The organism is Streptomyces sp. enrichment culture, assembly GCF_964272895.1.
Classification (GTDB): domain Bacteria; phylum Actinomycetota; class Actinomycetes; order Streptomycetales; family Streptomycetaceae; genus Streptomyces.
The window spans coordinates 2,343,855-2,361,495 of the sequence record NZ_OZ186832.1; the positions used below are offsets into that span (position 1 = coordinate 2,343,855).

At 72.5% G+C, this 17,641-nt stretch carries 17 protein-coding genes; 11 read left to right on the forward strand and 6 right to left on the reverse strand.

The window, feature by feature from the left end:
- Nucleotides 1-66: 66 nt before the first annotated feature.
- Nucleotides 67-720, reverse strand: a complete 654-nt coding sequence (locus ACSU6M_RS10655) for a pirin family protein (protein WP_437075093.1) — start codon at nucleotides 718-720, stop codon at nucleotides 67-69.
- A 62-nt stretch (nucleotides 721-782) separates the two neighbouring features.
- On the opposite strand from ACSU6M_RS10655, the gene fasR reads away from it, so the two are divergent.
- From fasR to fabF, 5 genes are all read left to right on the forward strand, one after another.
- Nucleotides 783-1,988 carry a fatty acid biosynthesis transcriptional regulator FasR gene (fasR, locus tag ACSU6M_RS10660; RefSeq protein WP_437069038.1) on the forward strand — a complete coding sequence of 402 codons (1,206 nt, stop codon included), beginning with the start codon at nucleotides 783-785 and terminating at the stop codon, nucleotides 1,986-1,988.
- Nucleotides 1,989-2,077: 89 nt separating this feature from the next.
- A complete protein-coding gene (locus tag ACSU6M_RS10665) occupies nucleotides 2,078-2,989 on the forward strand; it encodes an ACP S-malonyltransferase (RefSeq protein ID WP_437069040.1) in 912 nt (303 codons plus the stop codon).
- 35 nt (nucleotides 2,990-3,024) lie between these two features.
- Nucleotides 3,025-4,026, forward strand: a complete 1,002-nt coding sequence (locus tag ACSU6M_RS10670) for a ketoacyl-ACP synthase III (RefSeq protein WP_437069042.1) — start codon at nucleotides 3,025-3,027, stop codon at nucleotides 4,024-4,026.
- A 59-nt stretch (nucleotides 4,027-4,085) separates the two neighbouring features.
- On the forward strand, nucleotides 4,086-4,334 hold the full coding sequence (locus tag ACSU6M_RS10675) for an acyl carrier protein (protein ID WP_004931691.1): 249 nt from the start codon (nucleotides 4,086-4,088) through the stop codon (nucleotides 4,332-4,334).
- Between the two features lie 82 nt (nucleotides 4,335-4,416).
- Nucleotides 4,417-5,688 (forward strand): beta-ketoacyl-ACP synthase II, encoded by a 1,272-nt coding sequence (fabF, locus tag ACSU6M_RS10680; protein ID WP_437069043.1) that lies wholly within the window; start codon nucleotides 4,417-4,419, stop codon nucleotides 5,686-5,688.
- A gap of 154 nt (nucleotides 5,689-5,842) precedes the next feature.
- Here fabF and ACSU6M_RS10685 read toward each other — a convergent pair whose 3' ends face one another.
- Nucleotides 5,843-6,337: a DUF3145 domain-containing protein gene (locus ACSU6M_RS10685; protein ID WP_399640862.1), complete on the reverse strand. Its 495-nt coding sequence runs from the start codon at nucleotides 6,335-6,337 to the stop codon at nucleotides 5,843-5,845.
- A gap of 263 nt (nucleotides 6,338-6,600) precedes the next feature.
- Between ACSU6M_RS10685 and ACSU6M_RS10690 the strand changes: the two genes are divergently transcribed.
- The 3 genes from ACSU6M_RS10690 to ACSU6M_RS10700 all read left to right on the forward strand — a co-directional run bounded on the left by ACSU6M_RS10690 (nucleotide 6,601) and on the right by ACSU6M_RS10700 (nucleotide 9,906).
- Nucleotides 6,601-7,485 (forward strand): SGNH/GDSL hydrolase family protein, encoded by an 885-nt coding sequence (locus tag ACSU6M_RS10690; protein WP_437069045.1) that lies wholly within the window; start codon nucleotides 6,601-6,603, stop codon nucleotides 7,483-7,485.
- Between the two features lie 14 nt (nucleotides 7,486-7,499).
- Complete coding sequence (locus ACSU6M_RS10695; protein WP_437069046.1) at nucleotides 7,500-8,471, forward strand: aldose epimerase family protein; 972 nt, start codon at nucleotides 7,500-7,502, stop codon at nucleotides 8,469-8,471.
- 190 nt (nucleotides 8,472-8,661) lie between these two features.
- Entirely contained in the window at nucleotides 8,662-9,906 is a 1,245-nt protein-coding gene (locus ACSU6M_RS10700) for a pyroglutamyl peptidase (protein ID WP_437069048.1), read from the forward strand.
- On the opposite strand, the gene ACSU6M_RS10705 is transcribed toward ACSU6M_RS10700, so the two are convergent.
- Both ACSU6M_RS10705 and ACSU6M_RS10710 read right to left on the reverse strand, forming a co-directional pair.
- Nucleotides 9,878-10,492 carry a LysE family translocator gene (locus ACSU6M_RS10705; RefSeq protein ID WP_437069049.1) on the reverse strand — a complete coding sequence of 205 codons (615 nt, stop codon included), beginning with the start codon at nucleotides 10,490-10,492 and terminating at the stop codon, nucleotides 9,878-9,880. The two genes, ACSU6M_RS10700 and ACSU6M_RS10705, sit on opposite strands and share 29 nt — an antisense overlap.
- On the reverse strand, nucleotides 10,489-11,277 hold the full coding sequence (locus tag ACSU6M_RS10710) for an EI24 domain-containing protein (protein ID WP_437069051.1): 789 nt from the start codon (nucleotides 11,275-11,277) through the stop codon (nucleotides 10,489-10,491). Before ACSU6M_RS10710 ends, ACSU6M_RS10705 begins: the two co-directional genes overlap by 4 nt.
- A 164-nt stretch (nucleotides 11,278-11,441) precedes the next feature.
- On the opposite strand from ACSU6M_RS10710, the gene ACSU6M_RS10715 reads away from it, so the two are divergent.
- Nucleotides 11,442-13,988 (forward strand): M14 family zinc carboxypeptidase, encoded by a 2,547-nt coding sequence (locus tag ACSU6M_RS10715; protein WP_437069053.1) that lies wholly within the window; start codon nucleotides 11,442-11,444, stop codon nucleotides 13,986-13,988.
- Between the two features lie 21 nt (nucleotides 13,989-14,009).
- A complete protein-coding gene (locus ACSU6M_RS10720) occupies nucleotides 14,010-15,161 on the forward strand; it encodes a serine hydrolase domain-containing protein (protein WP_437069055.1) in 1,152 nt (383 codons plus the stop codon).
- Nucleotides 15,162-15,223: 62 nt separating this feature from the next.
- Here ACSU6M_RS10720 and ACSU6M_RS10725 read toward each other — a convergent pair whose 3' ends face one another.
- Both ACSU6M_RS10725 and ACSU6M_RS10730 read right to left on the reverse strand, forming a co-directional pair.
- Nucleotides 15,224-15,643, reverse strand: a complete 420-nt coding sequence (locus ACSU6M_RS10725) for an organic hydroperoxide resistance protein (protein ID WP_437069057.1) — start codon at nucleotides 15,641-15,643, stop codon at nucleotides 15,224-15,226.
- 118 nt (nucleotides 15,644-15,761) lie between these two features.
- Nucleotides 15,762-16,760, reverse strand: a complete 999-nt coding sequence (locus ACSU6M_RS10730; protein WP_437069059.1) for an NADP-dependent oxidoreductase — start codon at nucleotides 16,758-16,760, stop codon at nucleotides 15,762-15,764.
- Between the two features lie 104 nt (nucleotides 16,761-16,864).
- On the opposite strand from ACSU6M_RS10730, the gene ACSU6M_RS10735 reads away from it, so the two are divergent.
- Nucleotides 16,865-17,299, forward strand: coding sequence for a MarR family winged helix-turn-helix transcriptional regulator (locus ACSU6M_RS10735; protein WP_437069061.1), 435 nt, complete (start codon nucleotides 16,865-16,867; stop codon nucleotides 17,297-17,299).
- Nucleotides 17,300-17,641 lie beyond the last annotated feature (342 nt).

Consider the following 17,641-nt stretch of genomic DNA (forward strand, 5'->3'; position numbering starts at 1 on the left):
GGTTGCGCACTGTCTACTACGTACGTTCGGGTTTTCGCGCACACGTTCCCCGGCGGTGGCGTTCGACTACGCCGCCATCTCCCACAGCAGCACTTCCGCCGCCGCGTGCGCCGACAGCTCCAGATCCCGCGCGTCCGTGATCCGCGCCGCGTCGCCCGGCCCCAGCGCCTCGCCGCCGAGCCGCACCTCACCGCGTACGACATGGACGTACACATACGGCGCGTCCGGCACCGCCGTGCGCTCACCGGCCGCGAGCCGCCGCACATGCAGCATCGCGCCCGCCTCCGGCACGGCGTAGGGCGTGGAGTCGGCGATGCCGCGCACGGTCTCGTACGCCGGATCGCCACCGGGGTCCCGCGGCGCCAGCCACATCTGCACGAAGGTCAGGGGCACGTCCCCGTCGTTGCGCTCCACGTGCCGCACCCCCGCCGCCGAGCTGAGCCGCTGGACGTCGCCGGGGCGGACCAGGGTCTCGTGGCCGGTGGAGTCGCGGTGGGTCAGCTCTCCCTCGACGACCCAGGTGACCAGCTCGGTGTGGCTGTGCGGATGCTCGTCGAAGCCGGCGCCGGGGGCCAGCCGCTCCTCGTTGCAGGCGATCAGCGCGCCGAAGCGGAGGTTGCCGGGGTCGTAGTGCGGGCCGAAGGAGAAGGCGTGCCAGGACTCGATCCCGGCCTCGGGGTCCCCTCCGGGATAGCGCTGCGCGGCGCGCCGTACGTCCATCACAGCCCCCACCGTAGACCCCGATGGCGCATGCTCTGGTCCGGATAAGGCAGTCTTGTCCCGTGCCCGAACCCGAAGCCCGCCGCCCCGAACACGCAAGCCGCCCCGCCCACCCGCACTCGGCGACGCTGAAGCGGCTGGAGAAATCCTCCGGCTCGCTCGCCGCCCAGGCCATCGCGCGGATGGACGAGACGCTGCCGTGGTACCGGGCGATGCCCCCGGAGAACCGTTCCTGGATCGGGCTCGTCGCCCAGGCGGGCATCGCCGCCTTCACCGAGTGGTTCCGGTATCCGGACGCCCCCCAGGCGATCTCCACCGATGTCTTCGGCACCGCGCCGCGCGAGCTGACCCGGGCCATCACCCTGCGGCAGACCGTGGAGATGGTGCGCACCACCATCGAGGTCATGGAGAGCGCGATCGACGAGGTCGCCGCCCCCGGCGACGAGAGCGTGCTGCGCGAGGCGCTGCTGGTCTACGCCCGCGAGATCGCCTTCGCCACCGCACAGGTGTACGCCCAGGCCGCCGAGGCACGCGGTGCCTGGGACGCGCGCCTGGAGTCGCTGGTGGTCAACGCCGTGCTCAGCGGCGAGGCCGACGAGGGCGCGGTGTCGCGGGCGGCGGCGCTGGGCTGGAACTCCCCGGAGCACGTCTGCGTGGTGCTGGGCACGGCACCCGACGGCGACTCCGAGCTGACGGTGGAGGCGATCCGGCGCGCGGCCCGGCACGCCAAGCTCCAGGTGCTCACCGGGGTGCTCGGCGACCGGCTGGTGGTCATCGCGGGCGGCAGCGACAACCCGCTGGCCGTCGCCAAGTCGCTGATCGGGCCGTTCGCCGCCGGACCCGTCGTCGCCGGGCCCGTGGTGCCCGACCTGCTGGCCGCGACCCGGTCCGCGCAGGCCGCGGCGGCCGGGCTGAAGGCGTGTTCCGCCTGGCAGGACGCGCCGCGGCCGGTGCTGGCGGACGATCTGCTGCCGGAGCGCGCGATGGCCGGAGACCCGAGCGCGCGCGAGCAGCTGGTGGAGGAGATCTACAGACCGCTCGAAGAGGCCGGCTCGGCGCTCCTGGAGACCTTGAGCGTCTATCTGGAGCAGGCGAGCAGCCTGGAGGGCGCCGCACGGATGCTGTTCGTGCACCCCAACACCGTGCGCTACCGGCTTCGACGTGTGACCGACGTCACCGGCTGGTCCCCGTCGGACGTACGCTCGGCGTTCACGCTGCGGATCGCGCTGATCCTGGGGCGTCTGGCCGACGGCGATCTACAGGGCTAGCGTTTTGTCGGGGGCCCACAAAACCCCCTCGTGTTCTTCGTCCTAGTCCCCACGGGCGGGCATGCCCTTCGACAAGAGAGAGTGTGAGAGTGTTCGTACTCGTCGCTCCCGGCCAGGGCGCTCAGACGCCCGGCTTCCTGACCCCCTGGCTCGAACTGCCCGGCGCCGCCGATCGCGTGGCCGCCTGGTCCGACGCCATCGGGCTGGACCTCGCCCACTACGGCACGCAGGCCGACGCCGACGCGATCCGTGACACGGCGGTGGCCCAGCCGCTGCTGGTCGCCGCCGGAATCCTGTCCGCCGCGGCACTCGGTGCCGTCACCCCCGGTGCGGTCGCCGGTCACAGCGTCGGTGAGATCACCGCCGCCGCCTTCGCCGGTGTGCTGGACGACACCGCCGCCCTGACCCTCGTACGCAAGCGGGGTCTGGCCATGGCGGAGGCCGCCGCGGTCACCGAGACCGGTATGTCGGCGCTGCTCGGCGGCGACCCCGAGGTGTCCGTCGCGCACCTGGAGAAGCTGGGCCTGACCCCGGCGAACGTCAACGGCGCCGGCCAGATCGTCGCCGCGGGCACCCTGGAGCAGCTCGCCGCGCTCGCCGAGGACAAGCCCGAGGGCGTCCGCAAGATCGTTCCTCTGAAGGTGGCCGGCGCGTTCCACACGCACCACATGGCGCCCGCGGTCGACGCGCTCGCCAAGGCCGCCGAGGAGCTCACCCCGGCCGACCCGAACGTCCCTTACGTCTCCAACAAGGACGGCCGGGCCGTCGCCACCGGCGCCGAGGTGCTGTCCCGGCTGGTCGGCCAGGTCGCCAACCCGGTCCGCTGGGACCTGTGCATGGAGACCTTCAAGGAGCTCGGGGTCACGGCGCTGATCGAGGTGTGCCCGGGCGGTACGCTCACCGGCCTGGCCAAGCGTGCCCTGCCCGGCGTGAAGACGCTGGCCCTGAAGACCCCCGACGACCTCGACGCGGCCCGCGAGCTCATCGCAGAGCACGCCTGAGAGCCCGCTGACGTCCCCGAAGGAGCCGAACGGACATGTCGAAGATCAAGCCCGCCAAGGGTGCCCCGTACGCGCGCATCCTGGGCGTGGGCGGCTATCGGCCGACCCGGGTCGTCCCCAACGAGGTGATCCTCGAGACGATCGACTCCTCCGACGAGTGGATCCGTACGCGCTCCGGCATCCAGACCCGGCACTGGGCCAACGACGAGGAGACCGTCACCGCGATGTCGGTGGAAGCCTCCGGCAAGGCGCTGGCCGACGCCGGGATCGACGCGGAGCAGATCGGTGCCGTGGTGGTCTCCACCGTCACGCACTTCAGGCAGACCCCGGCCGTGGCCACCGAGATCGCCGACAAGCTGGGCACGAACAAGGCCGCCGCCTTCGACATCTCGGCCGGCTGCGCGGGCTTCGGCTACGGCCTCACCCTCGCCAAGGGCATGATCGTCGAGGGTTCCGCGCAGTACGTCCTCGTCATCGGCGTGGAGCGGCTCAGCGACCTGACCGACCTGGAGGACCGCGCGACGGCCTTCCTGTTCGGTGACGGCGCGGGCGCGGTCGTCGTCGGCCCGTCCGACGTGCCCGCGATCGGCCCCACGGTCTGGGGCAGCGAGGGCGACAAGTCCGAGACCATCAAGCAGACCGTGCCGTGGACGGACTACCGCGAGGGCGGGGTGGAGAAGTTCCCGGCCATCACCCAGGAGGGCCAGGCGGTCTTCCGCTGGGCCGTCTTCGAGATGGCGAAGGTCGCCAAGGAGGCGCTGGACGCCGCCGGGATCTCGCCCGACGAACTGGACGTCTTCATCCCGCACCAGGCGAACGAGCGGATCATCGACTCGATGGTGAAGACCCTCAAACTGCCGGAGTCCGTCACGGTCGCCCGTGACGTGCGCACCACCGGCAACACCTCGGCCGCCTCGATCCCGCTCGCGATGGAGCGGCTTCTGGCGACCGGGGAGGCGAAGAGCGGCGACACCGCGCTCGTCATCGGCTTCGGGGCGGGTCTCGTGTACGCCGCCACGGTCGTTACCCTCCCCTAGGCACACTGCCACCAGGCAATCGCCACACCCTTGAGAAACATCTACGAAGGAGCGCCGACATGGCCGCCACTCAGGAAGAGATCGTCGCCGGTCTCGCCGAGATCGTGAACGAGATCGCCGGCATCCCGGTCGAGGACGTCCAGCTGGACAAGTCCTTCACCGACGACCTGGACGTCGACTCGCTGTCCATGGTCGAGGTCGTCGTCGCCGCCGAAGAGCGCTTCGACGTCAAGATCCCGGACGACGACGTCAAGAACCTGAAGACGGTCGGTGACGCCACCGACTACATCCTCAAGCACCAGGCCTGATCCGCCGATCATTCCCCTGGGCTGACTGCCCCGCCACCCGGCGGTGGCGCCGCTGATCCCCATCCTTGGAGAAAGAATTCCCGTGAGCTCGACCAATCGCACCGTGGTCGTCACCGGTATCGGCGCAACCACACCGCTGGGTGGCGACGCAGCCTCTACCTGGGAGGGCCTGATCGCCGGCAAGTCCGGTGTGAAGCCCCTCGAGCAGGAGTGGGCGGCCGAGCAGGCCGTCAAGATCGCCGCGCCCGTCGCGGTGGAGCCGACCGAGACCATCCCGCGGCCCCAGGCCCGCCGCCTCGACCGCTCGGCGCAGTTCGCGCTGGTCGCGGCCCAGGAGGCGTGGAAGGACGCCGGGTTCACCGGCAAGGCCGGCGAGGACGGCAGCGTCGACCCGGACCGGCTCGGCGCGGTCATCGCCTCCGGCATCGGCGGCGTGACGACGCTCCTCGACCAGTACGACGTGCTGAAGGAGAAGGGCGTCCGCCGCGTCTCCCCGCACACCGTTCCCATGCTCATGCCGAACAGCCCGTCGGCGAACGTCGGTCTGGCCGTGGGCGCCCGCGCGGGCGTGCACACGCCGGTCTCCGCGTGCGCGTCCGGCGCCGAGGCGATCGGCTACGCCATCGAGATGATCCGCACCGGCCGCGCGGACGTGGTCGTGGCCGGCGGCACCGAGGCGGCGATCCACCCGCTGCCGATCGCCGCGTTCGGCAACATGATGGCGATGTCCAAGAACAACGACGACCCGCAGGGCGCCTCGCGTCCCTACGACGTCGCCCGCGACGGCTTCGTCCTCGGCGAGGGCGCCGGTGTGGTCGTCCTGGAGTCCGCGGAGCACGCCGCCAGGCGCGGTGCCCGCGTGTACGCCGAGGCGGTCGGGCAGGGCATCTCCGCCGACAGCCACGACATCGTGCAGCCGGAGCCGGAGGGCCGGGGCATCAGCCACGCCCTGCAGAACCTGCTCGACAACACCGACCTGGACCCGGCGGAGATCGTGCACGTCAACGCGCACGCGACCTCGACGCCGGCCGGTGACATCGCCGAGCTGAAGGCGCTGCGGAAGGTGTTCGGCGACGACGCGGACCACATGGCGGTCTCCGCGACCAAGTCGATGACCGGTCATCTGCTCGGTGGTGCGGGCGGTGTGGAGACGGTGGCGACGGTGCTCGCGCTGTACCACCGGGTGGCTCCGCCGACCATCAACATCGAGAACCTGGACCCGGAGGCCGAGGCCAACGCCGACGTCGTCCGCGGGGAGGCCCGTAAGCTGCCGGTCGAGGGGCGTATCGCCGCGCTGAACGACTCGTTCGGGTTCGGTGGTCACAACGTGGTGCTGGCGTTCCGCACCGTGTGACTCCGCCGGTTGTGAGGTTGTGAGAGTGGCCCGTCCCCTTCCTTCGGGGGCGGGCCGTTCGCCGTTGTGCCGTCTGCTCGTGCCGGGTGCGGGCCGTCGTGGGCTGGTCGCGCGGTTCCCCGCGCCCCTGGCGGCACTGCCCTGGGGGCGTTGCTCAGACCACCTGGTGGAGCCAGCGGACCGGGGCTCCCTCGCCTGCGTATCTGAAGGGTTCCAGTTCGTCGTCCCAGGGCTTGCCCAGGAGCTTGGCGAGTTCGGCCTCCAGGTCCGTCTCCCCGCGCTGGCTGCGCAGCAGGGCGGCGCGCAGGCGGTCCTCGGGGATGAGGATGTCGCCGTGGATGCCGGTGACGGCGTGGAAGATGCCGAGGTCGGGGGTGCAGCTGTAGCGCTCGCCCTCGGCGGTGGGGCAGGGCTCGGCCGTCACCTCGAAGCGCAGCAGGTGCCAGCCGCGCAGGGCCGACGCCAGCTTGGAGGCGGTGCCGGCCTCGCCCTGCCAGGAGAACTCCGAGCGCCAGGTGCCGGGCGCGGCGGGCTGCCGGATCCAGTCGAGGTTGACGCGCGTGCCCAGCACTCCGGCGACGGCCCACTCGACGTGCGGGCACAGCGCTCGCGGAGCGGAGTGCACGTACAGAACTCCACGTGTCGTCACCGGGACCTCCGGGCAGAGCGGGACAGGCGGGCCGAGCGGTGTGGCAGGACAGCCACGCTGATGGCGAGGCTACCCTGCGGCGGGGCAAGGAGTGTGACGTACCGTCGGTCCTGGTGCCCGGAAACACACACCTTTCACTCGGCAGGACGCCTGTACGGGGGCGGACGCCGCCGCGGGCGCGTCCGGGAACTCCCGGACGTTGTCATGGTGAGGGGTTGTGCGGGGGTGAGGCGGTGACGGTCGGCCGAGGGGATCACCGAGGGATGCGCAAGCGATGGCGTGGCGTGGCGGCCGCCGTGGCCGCGGTGGCGGTGGGGCTCACCGGGTGCGATGCCGTGGGCGGGGACGCGTCGGGGCCGTCGGGGAGCCGGGCCCCGTCGGCGAGGCCGTCGCCGACGCCGCTGTGGGACCGCAGCCCGGAGTCGATCGCGGCGGTGGGTGACTCGATCACGCGCGGCTTCGACGCCTGCGGGGTGCTGGCGGACTGTCCCGAGGTGTCGTGGGCGACCGGCGGCCGGGCGGACGTGCGCAGCCTGGCGGTACGGCTGCTGGGGCCGGCGCGGGCGGCGGAGCGCAGCTGGAACTACGCGGTGACCGGAGCCCGGATGGCCGATCTGCCGGGGCAGATGGCGCGGGCGGTGACCCGTAGGCCGGAGCTGGTCACGGTGATGGCGGGGGCCAACGACGCCTGCCGGGCCTCCACCTCGGAGATGACGTCGCCTCAGGAGTTCCGGGCCTCCTTCGAGGACGCGATGCACACGCTGCGCCGGGCGCTGCCCAGGGCGCAGGTGTATGTGGCGAGCGTGCCGGACCTGAAGCGGCTGTGGTCGCAGGGCCGGACGAGCGCGCTGGGCAAGCAGATCTGGAAGCTCGGCATCTGCCCGTCGATGCTGGGGGACGCGGACGCGCTGGACGCGGCGGCGAATCTGCGGCGGCAGACGGTGCAGAAGCGGGTGGAGGCGTACAACGAGGTGCTGCGGGAGGTGTGCGAGCGCGACGAGCGCTGCCGTTTCGACGGGGGCGCGGTGAACGCGTACCGGTTCGGCACCGAGCAGCTCAGCCCGTGGGACTGGTTCCATCCGAGCGTCGACGGGCAGGCGCGGCTGGCGGAGATCGCCTACCGCACGGTCACCGCGAAGGAGGACTGACTTAGGGTTCCTCCATGATCGAACACTTCGGAACACTTTCCGACGGCACGGCGGTGCAGCGCTGCACGCTGGAGCGGGCGGGGGTGCGGGTGCGGGTCCTGTCGTACGGCGGGATCGTGCAGTCCCTGGAGACACCGGACCGCGCGGGGCGCCGGGCGGACGTGGTGCTGGGGTTCGCGGGCCTGGAGGACTATGTGGCGCATCCGGGGCCGTATCTGGGGGCGCTGGTGGGGCGGTACGCGAACCGGATAGCGGGCGGCCGGTTCACGCTGGACGGGGTGACGTACGCGCTGGGGCGCAACGACGGCCCCAACTCGCTGCACGGCGGGGAGCGCGGCTTCGACAAGCGGGTGTGGGACATGACGCCGGCCGGCCCGCACGGGGTGCGGCTGCACCGGGTCAGTCCGCACGGCGAGGAGGGCTTCCCGGGCCGGCTGGAGGTCTCGGCGACGTACGAGCTGGAGGAGTCCGGCGCGCTGCGGATCTCCTACGAGGCGGTGACGGACGCGCCGACGGTGGTGAACCTGACGAACCACAGCTACGTCAACCTCGCGGGCTCCGGGCCCGCCGAGGGTCATGAGCTGCGGATCGCCGCCTCCCGCTTCACCCCCGTCGACGCGGACCTGATCCCCACCGGCATCGCCTCCGTCGAGGGCACCCGCTTCGACTTCCGGGTGCCGCGCGGCACGGGCTCCGGCTACGACCACAACTTCGTGCTGGACAAGGGCGTGACGGCCGAGCCGGTCGAGGCGGCCGAGCTGCACCACCCGGCCTCGGGACGGGTGCTGACGGTGTCGACGACCGAGCCGGGCCTCCAGCTGTACACCGCCGACCACCTTGACGGCCCCTTCGCGCCGGGCGCCGGCATCGCGCTGGAGACCCAGCACTTCCCCGACTCCCCCAACCGGCCGGAGTTCCCGGGCACGGTGCTGCGGCCGGGCGAGGTGTTCCGCTCCCGGACGGTGTACGCGTTCTCCGTGCGGTGAGCGCGGGCCGTACGGGCCTCCGTGCGGTGAGCGCGGGCCGTACGGGCCTCCGTACGGTGAGCGCGGGCCGTTCGGGCCGCGGCGGGCCGGACCGGCCGAGGGTTCCGGCGGTGTGAAACGAGGGATTCCGGCGCTCCGGTGGCGGGTAGGACCTCGCTCCTCCCTCGCGACCGGAAGGATCTGACGTCACGTGAGTGTCATACGTGTGGGAATCGGAGCGACCGTGCTGGCGCTGGCCGTCGGCCTCGCCGGGGCCCCGGCCGGCGCCGCCGCCGACGGCCGGGCGGCGACCGCCGAGGAGCAGCGGCTCGACCGTGCCGTGCCGCAGGAGATCCTGCGCCGGTCCGGATTCGACGCCCCGGCGCGGGAGTTCGCGCAGCACCTCGGGGACGCCCGCTCCTACGCCCAGGCCCACCGGATCGTGGTACGCGAGGGGTCGGCGCTGTGGCGGCGGGCGGTGGACCGGGCGCAGGGGCGTGGCCCGGCCGTCGGGGACCTCAGCCGGGACGACGACCGGCCGCTCTACTGGGCCCGGCTCGCGATGACACGTCAACTGCGGGCCTGGGAGCCGGGCTTCGGGCTCGACGACGGTCGGCGGGGCCGGCTGCTGGACGCGTTGGAGCGCGCCTCGCGCGGGCAGAGCGACATCCGGTATCCGTCCGGGAAGGGCGTCCGGCGGGTGCTGGTCACCGGCTTCGACCCGTTCACGCTGGACCGGGACATCCGGATCTCCAACCCGTCCGGCGCGACCGCGCTGGCTCTGGACGGCACCTGGATCGACACGGCGGACGGGCCCGCGCGGGTGGAGACGGCCGTCTTCCCGGTGCGCTGGCGGGACTTCACCGAGCAGTCGGTGGAGCGGGTCCTGCGGCCGCACCTGCCCGGCCTGGACCTGCTCACCACCGTGAGCCAGGGCCGTGTCGGCCGGTTCGACATCGAGCGGACCAACGGGGCCTGGCGGGGCGGGTTCCCGGACAACGAGAACGTGGGGCGCACGGAGACGGTCCCGGTCACCGACCCGGCCTCGCAGCCGCAGTGGACGTCGACGACCCTGCCGTACGCGGACATCGTGAAGGCGGGCACCGGCCGCTTCCCCGTCTACGACAACACCGGCGTGACCGAGATCCCGGCCGGGGGGACCGAGCCCGTCGTACGGCCGGACGGGCCGACCCCCGGCTCGACGGCCCGGGCCGGGGGCGGCGGGAACTACCTGTCCAACGAGATCGCCTACCGGGCGACGCTGCTGCGGGACCGCCTCGGGCTGGGCGGCACGCTGCCGGCCGGGCATGTGCACACGCCGGTGCTCCAGTTCGGGGCCGGGAACACCACGGAGCTGACCGACCCCGAGTTCGTGCGCAACCGGCTGGACATCGTCGCCCAGGTGCGGGCGATCGTGGCCGTGGCGCTCAGTGCGACGGAGCGAACGCGAGGCTGACGCCGAGGCCGGCCAGAACGGATCCGATGACCTTGTTGAGGACCTTCTGGGCGCGCAGCATGAGCGTGCGCATGCGCTCCTGCGAGAAGAACACGGCGACGACCGCGAACCACAGCAGGTGGGCCAGCGACATGAACAGGCCGTAGCCCACCTGCTGCAGGACCGGTGTGCCGGGGCTGACGACCTGGGCGAAGGTGGAGACGACGAAGAGGGTCGTCTTGGGGTTGAGGACGTTGGTGAGGAACCCGCTGCGCAGGGCGGCGAGCGGGGTCAGCTCGGTCTTGCCCGTCAGGTCCACCCGCACCTCGCCGCGGGTGCGGAAGGTGCGGACGCCGATGTAGACGAGGTAGGCGGCGCCGGTCAGCTTGACGACCGTGAACAGGAAGGTGGAGGAGGCGATCAGCAGGCCCACGCCGAGCATGGTGTAGGTGACGTGGACCAGGACGCCGGCGGCGACTCCGGTGGCGGCGAGCAGGCCGGTGCGGCGGCCGTAGAGGTAGCTGTTGCGGACGATCATCGCGAAGTCGGCGCCGGGGGCGATGACGGCCAGGACGGTGATGACGGCCACGGCGAGTATCTCGGTCACACGGTCTCCTCTTCGGACTCGTCGGCGCCGTCCCCGACGGTCTGTTCGCCGAGCAGTTCGCGGGCCATGAGGGTGGCGCCCGCGACCGCGCCCGGCATCAGGAAGACCGCCGCGAACGGGACCAGGAAGGCCAGGCCCAGGGGCGTTCCGAAGCCCCAGACCAGGGTCTTGCGGGAGCGGAGCAGGGCGAGGCGGTCACGCAGCTCGACATCGCGGCGCTGCAGGGCGACGGCGGTGAGCTCCTCGGTGAGGAAGAAGCCGGTGACCATGAAGCCGATGACCGGGACGAGGGTCTGCCCGGCGACGGGGATGAACCCGAGCGCGAACAGCAGCACGCCCCAGCACAGGGCCCGCAGGACGATCCGCAGGCTGTCCCGGCCCGAGATCCACAGCTCGCGCCACAGCGGCAGGCGGGACTCGGGCGCGGTGCCGTCGGGCGAGACGTCCCGGTCGACCTCCTCGGAGAGGCTCTCGTAGAACGGCTGGCCGATCAGCAGCGTCACCGCGGTGAAGGTGAGGACGGCCAGCAGCAGGCCGAGCGCGAACAGCACGGCCGTCAGGAAGCCGCGGAACAGTCCCTGCCAGGGGCTCGACCAGTCGTCGGCGAACGGGGTCGCCCACGCCACGGCGTCCTCGCCCCACAGGGCGAGCGCCACCAGCGCGGCCGCGTAGAGCACGAGGGTGATCAGGCCGGGGACCAGCCCGAACCCGTATTGCCTGCCGTGCCGGGCCACCCATCGCTGGCCCTTGAGGAGAAACCGGAAACCCGCCCCGAGATCACGCATGGCCGAACTCTATCGGTCGGTCCGGGTCCCGCCGGAGCCCGTCGCCCGACCGGCGGCGCTGGGCCGTCCGGGGCATCGGGGGCGCCGACTCCCTCTTGTTGCGGTTGAGTCGAACAGGTAGATCTCGCCGTACCGATCCGCAGGAAGCCCGGAGGAGGTACTGCGTGCGCACCACCAGAACCGCCCTGCTCTCCGCTCTCACCCTCGCCCTCTCGGCGAGCTCCCTGACCGTCGCCGCCCCGGCCGGGGCGCGCCCCGAGCCCCCGCCCGTCACCCGGCACGAGCCCCCGCTGGACACCCGAGCCGCCAAGTCCCCGGCGGACGCGGCCCGGCGGGCCCTCACCGCCCCCACCCCCGACCTCGCGGCGGCGGACGCCTCCCGCGGCTATCCCCGGCAGCAGCGGCTCGCCGTCGACCCGGTGGACCCCGCCGACAGGTCCCCCAAGCTGGGCCTGGTCCCGTACCACGGCATCGCGCCGCGGCTGAACGCCCTGCAGGCGCTCGGCGACCGGGTCAGCGTGGAGGTGGCCGGGCGTTCGGCGGGCGGGCGCCGGCTGTTCCTGGTCACGGTCACCGCGCCGGAGTCGCCGGCCCGCACCCGTGAGCAGGAGCGGATGCGCGAGCTGATCGAGCGGGCGCCGGAGGCCGCCGCCGAGGACCCCCGGATCGCGGCGGCCTACAAGACGCCGGTGTTCTTCAACAGCAACATCCACGGCAACGAGTGGGAGGGCACCGACGCCGCCCTGGACCTCATCGAGCGGCTGGCGACGGCGAACGACGCCCGCACCCGGCAGCTGCTCGCCACGAGCCGCCTGTACTTCAACATCACCGCCAACCCGGACGGCCGTGTCGCCGGGACGAGGGCGAACGCCAACGGCTTCGATCTGAACCGGGACTTCGTCACCGCCTCGCAGCCCGAGACCCGCGCGATGCGGCAGATCCAGCTCGACAAGCAGCCCGCGGTCATGCTGGATCTGCACGGCTATGTCAACGGCACGCTCATCGAGCCCACCACTCCCCCGCACGGCGAGAACTACGAGTACGACCTGTTCCTGAAGAACTCCTACGCCAACGCCCTCGGTATGGAGGCCGCCGTCAACGGCCTCGGGTACACGCCCGGCGAGGACGGCGTGCAGCCCGCGCAGATCCCGTTCCGGGACCAGGAGGAGGGCTGGGACGACTGGCCGCCGATCTTCACCCCGCAGTACGCGGCCTACCACGGCACGGTCGCCGCGCACACGATCGAGATCCCGCTGCGGGTCAACGGCTCCGCCTACGACACTCTGCCCGCCGGGGAACTGCGCCGCCGCTCCGCGGTCAATGTGGCGGTCGCGGGCGCGGCGATGCGGGCCACGCTGGAGTTCGCGCGCACCCGGCGGGCGACGCTGATCGCCGACCAGATCGAGGTGTTCCGGCGCGGGGCGGCGGGCGCGCCGCAGGTGCCGGTGTCGCCGGCGACCGTGCCGGGGGTGCCGGGCATCGGCCCGGAGGACGTGTACACCACCGACTTCCCGCGCGCGTACGTCGTCCGGGGCGGGACCGGGGCAGCCACCGCCGCCGCCCGGCTCGTCGGGCACCTGATCGCCAACGACGTCCGTGTCGCCCGCGCGGACCGGCCGTTCCGGCTCGGCGGACGGACCTACCCGGCGGGCTCGTACGTCGTCGACATGCACCAGGCCAAGCGCGGTATGGCGAACGTGCTGCTGGCGGACGGGCGGGACATCAGCGACAAGGTGTCGGTGATGTACGACATATCGGGCTGGAGTCTGGGCCGGCTGTGGGGCGCCCCGGTGACGGCCGTGCCGTCGGGCAGCCTGTCCGGCCTGCCGCTGCGGCCGGTGCGGGAGGCCGCGCCCGTCGGGTACGTGGCTCCGCGCGGCGATCTGCGGCTGCGGCTGACCGATCCGGCCGAGGTCGCGGCGCTCAACTCGCTCCTGGGACAGGGCGTCGCGGTGCGCCGGGCCGCGGACGGGTCGGTGCTGGTGCCGGGTTCCGCGCGCAGGGCGGCGGCCGCGGCGGCGCGGACGTACGACGTCGTCTTCTCCCCGGCGCGGCTGACCGGCGGCACCCCGCTGCACCGGACGCGGGTGGCCGCGGCCGTCACCTCGGGGGAACTGTTCGCGCTGCGGGAGATGGGCTTCGAGGTGACGCCGGTGTCGACGGGCGTGCTGAACGCGGGCTTCGACTGGTCGGGCGTGGACGTGCTGTTCGTGTCGGCCGGGCTGGACCACCGGGCGCTGAACCCGGCCGCGCGTGCGGCGCTGGAGGCGTTCCTGGCCGCCGGGCACGGGCTGGTCGGCCGCGGGGCCGAGGGGGCCGCGCTGAGCGAGGCGACGGGGCTGCTGCGGGCGCGGGCCGTGGCGGGCGACGCGGACGCCAACGGTGTGGTGCGGGTGGTGAACTCCGGCCCGGTGACGGCCGGTTCCCCGTCCTACGGGTTCGTCTACGCGCCGGTCTGGTTCACGGACCTGGGTGCCGGGGTCCGTGTGGAGCAGTCGTACGCGGGCGGGAATCCGCTGCTGTCCGGGCACTGGCGGGCCGGGGAACCGGGCGCCGGGGGGCCGGCCGACGCGGCGGGGCGCGCCGCGGTCGTCAGCGGCCCGCAGGCCGTGCTGTTCGGGACCGAGCCACTGTTCCGGGCCCACCCCAAGGGCATGTTCGCCCAGGTGGCCAGGGCATTGTTGATCATGGCGCAGACCGGCAGGGGCTGAGCCGACGACGAAGGAGAGCGGATGACGCAGGAGATCCACGGCACCGTCGCCGACGGCTACGAGGCGGTACGGGAGGAGTTCGCCGCGTTCGTGGCGACCGAACGCCCGGACTACGAAGGGCAGTTGTGCGCGTATGTGCACGGCAGACAGGTCGTCGACCTGTGGGCCGGCGAGGGCGTGCGCGCCGACTCGCTGTACGGCGTGTTCTCCACGACCAAGGGCGCGGCGCACCTCGTGGTCGCGCTGCTCGTCCAGGACGGGACCCTCGAACTGGACCGGAAGGTCACCTATTACTGGCCGGAGTTCGGCGCCGAGGGCAAGGGTGACGTGACCCTGCGGGATCTGATCGCGCACCGGGCCGGTGTGGTGGGCCTGGACGCCGGGTTCAGCCATGAGGAGCTGGCGGACGACCGGGTGATCGCCGAACGGCTCGCCGATCAGCGGCCGTTCTGGCGGCCGGGCGCGGCGTTCGGCTACCACGCGTTCGTGATCGGCGCGCTGACCGGTGAGGTGGTGCGGCGGGCCACGGGCCGCACCACCCAGGAGCTGTTCGAGGAACGCGTACGGGCGCCGTACGGCCTGGACTTCCATCTGGGGCTGCCCGAGGCACTGGAGCCGCGGTTCCGCAGCGTGCTGCCGATGGCGCCGACGCCGGAGCAGCAGGCGGAGCTGGACGCGCAGCCGACCGGGCCGCACACGCTGACCGCCCTCGCGTTCAACGTCCATGCGACGGGCCCCGGCGGGCTGCTGGACCACGCCAACTCCCGGCTGGTGCGGGCCAAGGGGCCGACGTCGGCGGGCGGGGTGGCGGCCGCGCGCGGGATCGCCGGGATGTACGCGGCGGCGGTGAGCGGGCTGGACGGGCGGCCGCCGCTGCTCAAGCCGGACACCGTCGCCGAGGTCGGCCAGATCCACTCCGCCGGCCATGACCTGGTGTCCCAGGCCCACCGTGTCTTCTGCCTCGGCTTCCAGGCGACGGCCTCGGTGGCATACCCGTTCCTGGGCGCCGGCAGCTTCGGTCACAGCGGCGCCGGCGGCTCCCAGGGCTTCGCCGACCCCCGCTCGGGCCTCGCCTACGGCTACACCCGCCGCCGCTTCGCCTTCCCGGGCGGGGCGGCGCCGGAGAACGAGCGGTTCGTGCGGGCGGTGCACAGCGCGGCACTGGCGGCCTGACCCTGTGGCGAAGGCCGCACCCCACGTCCAGGGGTGCGGCCTTCGTCGTACCAACGACCGGGTCAGGCGAGCGTCACGGTGATGTTGCCACGGGTCGCCTTGGAGTACGGGCAGACCTCGTGGGCCTTCTTGATCAGCGCCTGGGCGGCCTCCGCGTCCACGTTCGGGATGTTCGCGGAGATCTCGACGATCAGGCCGAAGCCGTCGTCGTTCTTGCCGATGCCGACCTTCGCGGTGACGGTCGAACCGGAGATGTCGGCGCCCTCCTGGCGGGCGACGACGCCGAGGGCGCCCTGGAAGCAGGCGCTGTAGCCGGCGGCGAACAGCTGCTCCGGGTTGGTGCCGGCGCCGCTGCCGCCCATCTCGACGGGCGGGTTGACGACGACGTCTAGCTTGCCGTCGTCGGTGGCGACGCGGCCGTCGCGGCCGTTCTCGGCGGTGGCGACAGCGGTGTACAGAACGTCGGACTGCTGAATGGGCATGCGGTGGTCTTCCTCCTCGTCCGCCACGACTCGCGCCCACGATCGACGGCGGTTTCGGAAAGAAGTTACCGCATGTCGGAAAGCGCGCAACAGTGCCGGGGGGCCGCGGCCGACGGCGTCAGAGCTTGACGATCATCTTGCCGGTGTTGTCGCCGCGCAGGACGCCGAGGAACGCCTCCAGGTTGTTCTCGATGCCCTCGACGACCGTCTCGCGGTACTTCAGGGCGCCCGAGGCGACCCAGGGGCCGACCTCCTGGACGAACTGGGGCTGGAGGTCGTAGTGGTCGCCGACCAGGAAGCCCTCGATGCGGCCGCGGGTCTGGATGAGGCGGGCGAGGTTCCTGGGGCCGGGGGCGGGCTCGGTGTCGTTGTAGACCGAGATCATGCCGCACACGGCGATCCGGCCGCCCTCGTTCAGGGAGCCGATGGCGGCCTCGAGGTGGTCGCCGCCGACGTTGTCGAAGTACACGTCGATCCCGTCGGGCGCGGCCGCGCGCAGCTGCTCGGAGACGGGGCCGTTCTTGTAGTTGAAGGCCGCGTCGAAGCCGTACTCCTCGACCAGCAGCTTGACCTTCTCGTCGGAGCCGGCCGAGCCGATCACCCGCGAGGCGCCCTTGAGCCTGGCGATCTGCCCGACCTGGCCGCCCACGGCACCCGCGGCGCCGGAGACGAACACGGCGTCGCCCTCCTTGAAGGCGGCGGTGCGCAGCAGGCCGGCGTAGGCGGTCAGGCCGGTCATGCCGAGGACGCCGAGGTACGTCGACAGGGGGGCGGCGTCGGGGTCGACCTTGACGGCGTTCCCGGCGTCCACGGCGGCGTACTCGCGCCAGCCGAAGAAGTGCAGGACGTGGTCGCCGACGGCGATGCCCTCGGCGTTCGAGGCGATCACCTCGCCGACCGCGCCGCCCTGCATGACCTTGCCGAGCTCGAAGGGGGCGACGTAGGACTTGTAGGCGTTCATGCGGCCGCGCATGTACGGGTCGACGGACAGGTACCTGTTCCGCACCAGGACCTGGCCCTCGCGCGGGGTCGGGACCTCGGCCTCCACCAGGGCGAAGTTCTCGGGCCGGGGCCAGCCGACGGGGCGGGAGAGCAGGTGCCATTCGCGGTTGATCATGGGGGGTGCCTTTCGGGATCTCGCGCCTCAGTTTGTTTCAGTGCCTGAAACAACCATGCGAGTGAATATTTCAGATTGTCAAGTAACGCGGGTATCGTGAGGGTATGGCCACTCCCCACCCGACCCGCCCCGACGACCTGACGCTGGAGGTCGTCGATCTCATCGCCACGGTCGTCGCCCGCTATCACGAGGAATACGAGTCGGCTGCCGCCGAGCATGCGCTGACGGGGGCGCAGGCGAAGCTGCTCGGGCTGCTGACGCTGGAGCCGCTGCCGATGCGGAAGCTGGCGAACAGGCTGAAGTGCGAGCCGTCGAACGTCACCGGCATCGTGGACCGGCTGGAGGCTCGGGGGCTGGTGGAGCGGCGGGCCGATCCCGGGGATCGGCGGGTGAAGGTGGCGGTCGTCACGGAGGAGGGGCGGGCGGTTGCCCGCAGCCTGCGGGAGTCGCTGCGGTTTGCTCGGGAGCCGCTTGCCGGGTTGTCGGAGGAGGAGCGGGTGGTGTTGCGGGGGTTGTTGCGGCGGATGCTGGAGGGGTAGCGGGTGGGGTGGGGTACGGGCGGGGGTTGTGGGTGGCTGCGGGTGCGTTGTGGCTGGTCGCGCAGTTCCCCGCGCCCCTGAGGGGGTTGCCGTCGTGGCTCGTTGCGTAGTTTCCGTGCGGTCCTGTGCGCGTCGGCGTTGTGGGGGGTCGAGGGGTTCGGCGGCTTTGCGTTCGTCGTGGTTGCTCGCGCAGTTCCCCGCGCCCCTGAGGGGGTTGCCGTCGTGGCTCGTTGCGTAGTTTCCGTGCGGTCCTGTGCGCGTCGGCGTCGTGGGGGGTCGGGGGGTTGGCGGCTTTGCGTTCGTCGTGGTTGCTCGCGCAGTTCCCCGCGCCCCTGAGGGGGC